Source organism: Promicromonospora kroppenstedtii DSM 19349 (assembly GCF_000515355.1).
Lineage (GTDB): Bacteria > Actinomycetota > Actinomycetes > Actinomycetales > Cellulomonadaceae > Promicromonospora > Promicromonospora kroppenstedtii.
This window is the reverse complement of sequence record NZ_KI911603.1, coordinates 2,817-8,570: the sequence shown is the minus strand read 5'-3', so window position 1 is coordinate 8,570 and position 5,754 is coordinate 2,817. Positions and strand designations below refer to the sequence as shown.

Genomic DNA, 5,754 nt, shown 5'->3' with positions numbered 1-5,754 from the left:
TCCTGCCCGCGCCAGCGGTCGCCGCCCGGGACCGGCCCGCCGTCGACGGCGACGGGTGCATCGAGGGCAGCTCGCACACGCCGGGTTCGGAGGAGCCGCTGACGTGCGTCCTGACCGACCCGCCCGCCCCGGAGCGGGTGGTCGTGATGGTGGGCGACTCGCACACCATCCAGTGGACCCCGGCGATGACCGAGATCGGCGAGCAGGAGAACTGGCGGGTGGTCCTGCTGGCGCGGCGCGGCTGCCGCCTGGCGGCCTCCGAGCTGCCGACCGACCCCGCGAACATGTGCTGGGCCTGGCGGGCCAACGCGGTGGAGCTGCTGGAGCAGCTCCGGCCCGACGCGGTCATGGTGGTCGGCAGCCGTACCTCGCCGGACGAGCCCGGGGACGTCATGGATCCGGCCGAGGCGCTCGCCTGGCAGCGCCTGGCGGAGTCCGGGATCCGCGTCGTGACGCTGCGGGACAACCCGCGGTTCGGGTTCGACGTCCCGGCGTGCGTGGAGGAGGCGCCCGCCGCCGGGTGCTCCCGGCCCCGGGACGAGGTGTACTCGGCCGTGAACCCGGTCCGGGGCGCCGAGGGGGTCCCGCCGTCGGCCGTGCACCTCGACCTGACGCGGTTCATCTGCGCCGAGCAGCTCTGCGAGGGTGTGGTCGGGAACGTGCTGATCTACCGCGACGACAACCACATGACCGCCACCTACGCCGCGACCCTGGCCCGCCCGCTGCACCAGGCGCTGCGTGCGAAGGCCAGGTGGCTGTTCGCGGAGCCGGCGAGGACTCCGCTCGCGAACGTGTCAGACCCTCAGGTCACGGAAGGGGCCTGAGGGTCTGACACGTTCGGGCGTGCTCGGGGTCAGCGGTGCACGGCGTCCAGGGCGTCGGCGATGCCGTCACCGTAGAAGCTGTTCTCCGCCAGGGTGCCCACGCAGGCCGGGCCGGCCGTCGTGGTCGTGCACTCGTGGTCGTCTGCCTGTGCGCGCACGGCGGCCTCCAGCTTGGCCGGCGTCCAGCGCGGGTGTGCGGACTTCATCAGCGCGAGCACGCCCGCGACGTGCGGCGACGCCATCGAGGTGCCGCTCTTGAGGCCCCACGTGCCGTCGAGCTCGGTCGACAGGATCGAGCTGCCCGGCGCGGAGACGTCGATCTTGCCGAGGCCGCGGTTCGAGAACGAGCTGAGGTTGCCTGCCTGGGTCAGCGACGAGACGGAGACGACCCCGTCGAGCTCGGTCGGGATGTCCTCGCAGCCGGAGTTGATGGTCCGCTGGACCGCCGTCGAGTCGTTCGGGCTCGAGTTGTCGGTGGTGTTGTTCGCCAGGTCGGTCGACGCGTTGCCGGCTGCGGCGGCGTGCACCACGCCCCGCGTGGTCGAGAACTCCACCGCGCGGCGCACGGCCTCCTTGGCGGCGGCCTGGTCGGGCTGGTCCGAGCACCAGTACATGAACGGGTCCACGTAGTACGAGTTGTTCGTGACGTCCATGCGCTCCAGGCCGGCCCACACGAAGCCGCAGACCGCGTACTCGGGGTAGATGTACCCGTCATCGTTCACGACCTTGACCGAGGCGAGCTTGACGCCCGGGGCCACGCCCACGATGCCGGTGCCGTTCTGCGCCGCGGCGATGGTGCCGGCCACGTGCGTGCCGTGGTCCGAGGTGGTGGGCAGCCAGCCGGTCGCCGACAGGTCGGGCCGGCCGCCGTCGGTGCAGTTCACCGACTGGTCGGCGTCGACCTGGGAGGCCAGGTCAGGGTGCGCCGCGTCGATGCCGGAGTCCAGCACGCCCACGGTCACGCGGGACGAGCCCGGGTTGACCTCGATCGCCTGGTCTGCCTTGATCATCTCCATGTCCCACTGCGTGACCTCGCCCGGGTCGGGGTCGGCCGCGGTGGACCGCGACGGCCCGTCGACCGTGCCGCCCACGGAGTCCTTCTGGCCCTTGCCCACCACGGTCCGGCTCTCCTTGGCGCCCGCCGGGGCGTCCGCGCCGGGCGTGCCCTCGGTGGGGGAGACGGTCCGGGTGGCACCCACCGACTCGATGACGCCGATGCGGTCGGCCGCCAGCACGTCGTCGCGGAACGAGCCGTTGGCCGAGTGCACCACGACGACGCCGATCTGTGGCCAGCTCTGCACGACCACGCCGTCCGCCCGCTTGATCGCCTTGGTGGCGAGCACGGTCTGGGCGACGCCGGAGCGCTCGGTGTTCACGACGTACGAGAACAGGGCGCCGTCCGGCGTGACGATCGGCACCGGCGTCGACTCCGGCTCGTCCACCGCGTTGCCGGCGACGCCGCCGAGCGCCGTGAGCGCGAGCGTCGTCGCCGTGGCGAGGGCGGCTACGCGCCGGGATGGGGAGATGCGCATGGGTTTCACTCTCCTTGAGGTACACGGGCCCCGGAGGGCATTGCCCGCAACCTACCGTGTGTGGAGAAATCTGCCTTGCGCTGCCGGATGTGAAACCTCGGTGCAGGCGGGAGTCGTGCGGCCCTCCGGAGGCGGGTGAACTGACCCAGTTGTGACATTCTTGCCCGGCATCTCTCCCTTCTCCCTACAGAGCGAAGAGCCCGACATCTCCATGACGGTAACGACCTCCACCGCCCCAGTCGCCGGCCCTGGACCGCAGGCCGTGTCCAGTCCCCCGCAGACCCGGAAGTTCCGGTCCGAGGTGCAGGCGCTCCGCGCGCTCGCGGTACTCCTCGTGCTCGTCTACCACATCGACCCCGAGGTGCTGCCGGGCGGCTACATCGGCGTCGACGTCTTCTTCGTGATCTCCGGGTTCCTGATCACGGGCCACCTGTGGCGCGAGGCCTCGACCACGGGGTCGGTGAGCCTCAAGAAGTTCTGGGCCGCGCGCGCCCGGCGCATCCTGCCCGCCTCGATCGTCACCACCGTCGGCGTGATCGTGCTCGCCCAGCTGCTGCTCCCGCGCTCCCTCGTGGAGAACTGGTGGCACCAGGCGATCGCCTCGATCTTCTACGTCGAGAACTGGGCGCTCGCCAACGATGCCGTCGACTACCAGGCCGCGTCGAACGACCCCACCGCGTTCCAGCACTTCTGGTCCCTCGGCGTGGAGGAGCAGTTCTACCTCGTCTGGCCGCTGCTCGTGCTGCTCGCGGTCGTGCTGTGGCGCCGGGCGCGCCGTGTCGCGACGTCGCCGAACCCGCAGGTCCTGCGCGGCCTGTTGCTGGTGGTCTTCTGCCTCGTGGGCCTCGCCTCGTTCGTCTGGGGCGTCCAGCAGTCCCTGGCCGGCGACCCCGTCGCCTACTACTCGACCTTCACCCGCGTCTGGGAGCTCGCGGCCGGCGGCATCCTTGCCCTCGTGATCCGCGACACGGCCCGGTGGGCGCCGCTGCGCAACACCCTCGCGATCTTCGGCGTCGCGATCATCGTCGTGGCGGCCTGCGTGCTCGACGACGCGACGCCGTTCCCCGGGACCGCCGCGCTGCTGCCTACCCTGGGCGCCTGCGCCGTCATCGCGGCCGGCCGCACGTCCGGCGCCGGGTCGATGCGCGCGATCGTCGAGACCTGGGCCGTTCAACGCGTCGGCGACATCTCGTACTCCCTGTACCTCTGGCACTTCCCGGTGGTCGTGTACTTCGGCATCTACACCGGCCGCGACCCGGGTGTCACGGACGTGCTCGCCATGCTCGTCGTGTCCGTCGCGCTCGCCGTGGCCAGCTACACGCTCGTGGAGCAGCCCGTCCGGCGCTCGCAGTGGTTCCGGGCCGACGGCCGCATGCTCGTGGCCGCCCTGGTCTCGATGGCCCTCGTGGCCGGCCTCGCGGCGACCCTGCCGCTCAAGATCCGGGCGACCAACGAGCAGTGGGACCAGAACGCGTCGCTCATCTCCGGCCAGGAGGGGGAGCGGGTCGCCGAGGCGCTCCAGACCGGGTTCGTCCCGTTCGTCGGCGGCGACACCGCGATGAAGCCCAACCCGCTCAAGGCTGACTACGACAAGGGCGAGACGCTGGGCCGCTGCCTCGGGTCGGCGGCGGGGCCGGCGACCGAGCCCTGCGAGTACGGCGAGACGGAGAACCCGACCGCCACGATCGCCGTCGTCGGGGACTCGCACGCCGGCGTGCTGGCGGGTCCCGTCATCGCCGTGGCCAAGGAGCGCGGCTGGCGCGTCCTGACCTACCTGCACGGCTCCTGCCCGTTCACGGCCGACCGACGGGCCGACGGCGACAACGGGCTCGTCGAGGGCTGCGCCGAGTCCAACGCGCGCACCCGCGACGAGCTGCGCGAGCTCGACCCCGACCTCGTCGTCACGACATACCTGGAGCGCACCAAGTTCGAGGGGCTCCCCGAGGAGAAGCAGCCGGGCGCCGCCGGCCTGGCCGAGGTGTGGAACGAGCTCGCGGACCGCGGGACGCGGGTCGTCGTGGTCCGCGACAACCCGCTGGCCCGGTCCGACGTGATGGAGTGCGTCAGCGACAACTACGCGACGCCGGAGAAGTGCGGCAAGCCGCGCGCCGAGGCGTTCGCGGGCCGCGACGTGGTGCCCGCCGCCGCGGAGCTCGCGCCGCGGGCCAAGATCGTCGACCTGTCGGAGCGGTACTGCGACGACACCGTGTGCCCGGCGGTGATCGGCAACGTGCTGGTCTACCGCGACGACCACCACGTCACGCGCACCTACATGGCCCAGCTCACGGACGATCTGCGCAAGGCCCTGCCGAAGCAGCCGGCCAGGTAGCCCGCCGGTTCCTGACCGCCGTCGCCCCGGCCCCTCGCGAGGGGCCGGGGCGATCGTCGTCGCTCGTCCGGGCATGGCCCCGAGGGGCGTCCGAGGCGCTGGATCCCGCAGCGCGGGTGATTTTGTTTATCCGATATACCCGATAGGGTAAGTGAGTCGCGTCGGGCCGGGACGGCTCAGCTGTCCGCCCAGACGCTCCACCGCCCCCGAGACAGCGAAGAGCGCGCACAGCATGACGGCAACGACGACCCGGCCGGCCGCACCGCCCGACCCGACCGGCGTGCGGACCGCGGCCCCGCCGCGCACGTTCCGGCCCGAGGTCCAGGCCCTGCGGGCCCTGGCGGTGCTCCTGGTCATCGTCTACCACGTGGATCCCGCGCTCCTGCCGGGCGGCTACATCGGGGTGGACGTCTTCTTCGTGATCTCCGGGTTCCTCATCACGGGCCACCTGTGGCGCGAGGCGTCGTCGACCGGCCGGGTCAGCCTCCGGAAGTTCTGGGCCGCGCGCGCCCGGCGCATCCTGCCCGCCTCGCTCGTCGCGACGGTCGGCACCATCGGCGTCGCCCTGGTGCTGCTTCCGCTGGACCTGCTCCAGCTCTGGTGGCGGCAAGCGCTCGCCTCGGTCTTCTACGTCGAGAACTGGGCCCTGGCGGCCGACGCCGTCGACTACCAGGCCGCGGGCAACGAGCCCACGGCGTTCCAGCACTTCTGGTCGCTCGGCGTCGAGGAGCAGTTCTACCTCTTCTGGCCCCTTCTGGTGGTCCTCGCGCTGGGCCTGTGGTCGCTGCGCGGCGGACGACGCGCGGTCGGCGAGGTCCGGGACGCCGGGGGCCTGCGCCGCCTGCTGCTGGTGGTCTTCGGTGTGGTGGTCGTCGCGTCGCTCGTGTGGAGCGTGGCCGAGGTCCGCGCGGACAACCCCGTGGCCTACTACTCGACGCTCACCCGCGTCTGGGAACTGGGCGCCGGCGGCCTGCTGGCGCTGCTGATGCGCGACACCGAGCGGTTCCGCGCGCTGCGCAGCACCCTCGCGGTGGGCGGCGTGGCCGCCGTCGTGGCCGCGGCCTGCCTC

Annotated in this window: 4 protein-coding genes; 3 read left to right on the top strand and 1 reads right to left on the bottom strand. The window is 72.2% G+C overall.

Features of this window, described 5'->3' with window-relative positions; translation table 11 throughout:
- Positions 1-824 (top strand): SGNH hydrolase domain-containing protein (locus tag PROKR_RS03380; RefSeq protein ID WP_036959508.1); only part of this gene is annotated, 824 nt, incomplete at its 5' end.
- A 29-nt stretch (positions 825-853) separates the two neighbouring features.
- Here the strand turns inward: PROKR_RS03380 and PROKR_RS03375 are convergent.
- The gene (locus PROKR_RS03375) at positions 854-2,356 is read right to left on the bottom strand and encodes a S8 family peptidase (RefSeq protein ID WP_036959507.1); all 1,503 of its coding nucleotides are present in this window, start codon (positions 2,354-2,356) and stop codon (positions 854-856) included.
- Between the two features lie 262 nt (positions 2,357-2,618).
- Here PROKR_RS03375 and PROKR_RS03370 point away from each other — a divergent pair, with 262 nt between their 5' ends.
- Together PROKR_RS03370 and PROKR_RS03360 are read left to right on the top strand one after the other, a co-directional pair.
- Positions 2,619-4,685: an acyltransferase family protein gene (locus tag PROKR_RS03370; RefSeq protein ID WP_036959506.1), complete on the top strand. Its 2,067-nt coding sequence runs from the start codon at positions 2,619-2,621 to the stop codon at positions 4,683-4,685.
- A 232-nt stretch (positions 4,686-4,917) separates the two neighbouring features.
- The coding region (locus tag PROKR_RS03360) for an acyltransferase family protein (protein WP_157601862.1) at positions 4,918-5,754 on the top strand (837 nt) is incomplete at its 3' end.